1 protein-coding gene and 1 pseudogene are annotated in these 4,749 nt (G+C 64.4%); one reads left to right on the plus strand and one right to left on the minus strand.

The window, feature by feature from the left end:
* Positions 1-734: 734 nt before the first annotated feature.
* Positions 735-3,533, minus strand: a complete 2,799-nt coding sequence (locus tag ACWC09_RS52185) for an NB-ARC domain-containing protein (RefSeq protein ID WP_450859319.1) — start codon at positions 3,531-3,533, stop codon at positions 735-737.
* A gap of 332 nt (positions 3,534-3,865) precedes the next feature.
* On the opposite strand from ACWC09_RS52185, the pseudogene ACWC09_RS52190 reads away from it, so the two are divergent.
* Positions 3,866-4,269: pseudogene (locus ACWC09_RS52190) on the plus strand (citrate/2-methylcitrate synthase); the annotation flags it as partial.
* Positions 4,270-4,749: the final 480 nt, after the last annotated feature.

Here is a 4,749-nt window from a genome sequence, read left to right on the forward strand (position 1 = left end):
GCTAGCGCATCTTTCTGACCTGCGCTTATGCGAGGCGATGAGGCTGTGACCTGCTAGGACGGGTTGCAGAGGCGATCGGAGGCAGTCAGAGGAAATCGCTCTGATTCGACCCCGGTTCGACCCGGGTCGCTCAGAGGCAGTCAGAGGCATCGGCCTCTCAACTGTCCTTTGAGCGACCGGCGTTGACCGGTACGGATCCAGGGTGGCGACTCTGACAGGCCTCTCGGTCGTCTCCGGTCGAGCCGCGATGGGGACGCCTGCCTCCGACCGGTGCCAGAGCGCACGAAAGCCCCCAGGACGGCAATCCTGGAGGCTTCGCTGGCACCGATTGGAGGTCGGATCCCTATCTGGAATCAGGATCTGGACCAGGTATTGGGTCATTGCATCCGAGTCTGTGACAGGAGCTTCTAGCGGTCCGCTCCACGTCTGAGCGGTGCGGAGCGGTTACCGCACCGCCGCCCGCAACAACGGCAGAGGGCGAAAGCGTAGATCTGCGGCACGAGGCACGAACTATCGGAGCCGCTAACGCCAGACGCCTACACACTGTCGGTCGGCCATGATGGTGCTCCACTCCCCCCACCCTATGAATCGCGTGCTCGGCCCCAGCAGCACAGCGACCAGGGCCGACTTCATCAACTGCCGCTAGAAATTTGGCAGATCACCGGCTCAGCGGCCTCGTCAAAGTCCATATTCTCGTGCCAGGACTTCCCGTTGAAAGTGCACCACCGACTGGTCTATCTCCGTGATGCCCTTCGGATCAGGTCTCGCAGGGCACGGGCGCTCGTGATGGCCTGGTTGTCCTCATCTGTGCCCATGGAAATGAACTCATCAAGGTCGGGCCAGTCCACCACTTGGTCCAGGAGACGAAGTGAGCCGGGGTCGCCCTCAGTAAGGGCAGTGGAGCAGCTGACGCAGACATTCCGAATCAGGTCAACGATGGCGTGCCGGAAGAGCCGTGGAGCTGCCGGGTCCTGCTTCCAGTAGTTGACCTCACCAATTGCCTCGTCCCACTTCGCCTGCCCGGCCAGGGCTTCGACGAGGCGGCGACGGGCTTCGGCTTCTAGCGGTCCGGCCATTCCCTTGTCCAGCAGTGCTCGGCAGTGCGCTTCCGCTTCGATATACAGACCGTCCTGCAAACAGCCCTCTGCCCGCTCCAGCACTTCGTAGTCCACAGAATAGGCAGTCGGTCCGATTCTCGACTCCAGATCCGTGAAAGCATCAGCAAGCCGCGTGAGTCTTTCCCCAACCTCACCTGAGATACTCGATGACTGGATGAGGAGTCGCGAGTCAAGGGCAAGTTTCATGGCAGCCTTCGGGTATTCGAACACCCATGACCTCGCCTGGTGGAGCACGAACTCCAGATGCTCGATCGCGTCAGCAAGCGTGGTCCTTAGCGTCGGCCGCCGGTCGCTGCCGAGCTCTTGGACCTGGATGGGCATCGCAGCCAGAGCGAAGCGGGTCTGTACGACGAGAGCTTCGTTCTGCGAGCCGGCTCTCTCCAGGTAGTCGAGCTCACGCGTGTAGAGTTCTTCGGCCCGCTCGACGTCTCCCTGTAGGTAGTAAGGGGCGGCTAGATTTCCGCAGATGAGAGCCGCTCGCTCACTCGGCAGATCGAGGCGGTCGATGTGCGACAGGAGCATCTCGGCGTGCGACTGCATCACCCGCACCCGCTCCAGCTCGCCGAGTTGCGTGGGCCCGGTGAGCCAGCGTTCCACGTGCCCGGCCAGTTGATCGATCACTGTCGACAGGTACGGGTGCCTCGTGAGGCGTTCGCGCATCAGTTCTTGGCTGACCGTATTGATGGAGATGGAGCGGTCCGCACCAGTCAGGGTTTGCCCGTACGTAGGGGGCAACGGTAGGTCGTTCTTAATGAGCGAGAAGCGGGAGAGTTCACGCAACGCCTCCCCGATGTTGACCGTTTCCGGCGCGACGAGTACCGGACCGCGATAGTCGGCATCGAAGTCCTCGGCTCTGCTGATCGCCGCCGCAAGCAGCAGGTGAGCAGGTATCTGATGGGAGGCCAGGTAGGCGGCCGCGTAGAACATCTGCAGTCCGACAGCGGCAACGTCGGGGGCGGGGCCTGGCTGGATCCGTCTCTCAAGGTTGTCGACACACATGTTGAGGGCAGCTGCGAGCGTACGGGGATAACCGGGAGGCACCGACTCCTCATCAGAGAAGGACCGTACCTTAAGGGCGTTCAGGTAGTGATCGACTTGGTCGAGTCCCAGGCCGCAGGTGTAGAGGTAGCTGGCTCCGAGTTCGAGGGCCAACGGCCAGTCACCGAGCTCGCTTGCCAGCCGGTCCAGTGCGTCCGCCCACTGAGGTTCGTCGGACTCGCCGAGGTGCAGGCGCCGGGTCAGCAGTTGGGCGGATTCCTTCCGCTCCATGGTGGAGACCTGCACCACATCGCCCGTGCCCAGGTGGGTGGCGGCGTTCAGCGTGGTGATGATGACATCGCCCCGGCTCGCCTTGGGCACCCACGGCTCGGCTTGCCGCGTCGCGGCCACGTTGTCGAAGATCAGCAGCCAGCGGCCGGGGAGCCGGCCAAGGGCCTGCTGCACTGCCTGCTGTGTCTCCTCGGGCCGGCCCTCCTGGTGTCTGACGGCGTTCGGGTCCAAGACATCCAGTACGCGGTGGAACGACGCTAAGGTCGAAGCCCGGGTCTCGCAGTCGATCCAGCCGATGAAGTCGTAGGCGTCAGCCCGCGCGGCGATGTAGAGAGCCGCGGCGCTGGACTTGCCGATTCCCGACGGTCCGACGAGGGTGGCTCGGCGCGTCAGCTGCGCTCCCGAGGCGGGAAAGGCAGCGAGCAGCGGGTCGACGAGCTTGGGGCGGCGGACATCGGGGATGGCCGGGATCTGTCCCGCGATGGTGCCCCAGTCGCGGGCGCCGATGGATTGCGCCAACGTCTCTGCGTCGACAAGTATGAGCCTGCGCAACTCGGTTGTGGAGAACGTTGCCCGCTCGCCGGTCACATCGGCGGCGCGGTCCAGTATCTCCGAGACGAGGTATCCAGTGAGCAGCCCGGCGGATTGCTCTCCCAGGCCCTGGTGGATTCGATTCCGAATGCTGCGCAGGCAGTTGCGGAGCTCTTCGCGGATCTCGTCGTTATCGCGGGCGTCGTATTCGAGTCGGCAGCGGGCCAGCCGGGTAAGACCGTCTGTGTCCAGCCGCTTCAACTGCTCCCGGCGTTGAGGCGCGTCATGGAAGAGCTCCATCAGCGTGTCCCGAAGAGCCTGTGGCTCGAAGTCACTGGCCAGGACTTCTTCGAGCCGGTTCCCCTTGGCCCCGGGATGGGCATTCGTCAACAGGAGATAACTGCCCGCCCCCTGACTACCGTTGACCATCTCCAGAAGAACACCCAGCGCCATGGCACCGCTCATGGAGCCACCGGCGACTCGGCTCTTGACCTGGACCGCCAGGCGCACGGTCCCGTCCGAGTCGACGACGTCGAAGTCGACCTTGTCCGCCGCTCCCTTGCTAGCCGGTGGACCTTCCACCCGAACACAGGCGACTTCAGGCTCGTCGATCACCGTAACCAGCTGCTCCAGCGTGCGGAGGTACTGGTACTGAAACCCCCGTGCCGCCCCACGTCCCCCGTCCAAACCCATGCTCCCCTTCCGGACCGGCCCGCTGGAGTGGCCTCCCAGCGACGGCGTAATGACCAACCGCCAAGACTATGGGGAGAGATCAACGAAGCCGGATGTATCTGCTGATTCTGGCCTGATCACATTCCGGTCGCGCCACCAGTGCGGCCTTGTCGCCCTCACAGGCTCGTCCGCCGCTTCCGAAAACCTCCACGCGCGCCCCCGGCACGGGCCGAATCGGAAGATCACGCCACATACGAAGGCGTCCGCGAAGGCCGTGGATCCGCGAACGCGTTCTCGCAGGTGACCGCATCATGGGCTTCGGCCACCCCATCTACCGCACCGAGGATCCTCGTTCACGGATGCTCCGGGGCATCGCGGAACGGTTCGGCGGTCCACAGGTCGACTTCGCGAATAGAGGTCGAACAGCACGTGGAAGCGATCCTGGCGGAGCTCAAGCCCGGCCGCGAGCTTCGCACGAACGTCGAGTTCTATGCGTGCGTGGTCATGAAACTGTGCGGTCTGCCCCACGAGATGTTCACTCCGCCGTTCGCGGCGGCCCGGGTGGTCGGCTGGAGCGCGAACATCCTGGAACAGGCGGAGGATCCGAAGATCATCGATCATCCGCCCGGTGGCACGGTTCGTAGGGCCGGAACCGCCGGTCGCTGTACCCGTACCCTGACTTAGGCCTGAGCCAACCCAGGACGAGGTCCCAGGCCACGTGTCCATGTGCGGCTGGCTGGTACTGGGCCGAGGGGGCTCTTGAAGGACAGCCCTCACGGGACTGGACGGTGGGAGGCGGTTCAAGGGCCGGCATTTCGGCAGGTACGTCGACCATGGTCGTCGGATGTGGGGCGGGACTTCGCGTCCACCCGGCCGGTCCACGGCCGATCAACAGCCCGGTCCGCCACCATGCGCGAGCCTCCTACGCCCCGGCGGTTGGTAGGCGTGGGGCTGCGTCCGGTAGAAACTTCGCATGTGGTGGAAGCGAACGCGGTTGGCCGGCCTGGCAGTGATCGGTGCGGGGCTGCTCGGCGGAGTGCTCGCTCTTGTTTTCACCCCGCTCACTAGTAGGACTCCGTTAGGTTGCTCTGGCTCTTGGGCTCTGGCCGGTGGTGGATGTTCTGGGCAGGGGGCGGTGGCAGGTGGTGCAGGTGCCGGT

The organism is Streptomyces sp. NPDC001617, assembly GCF_053596855.1.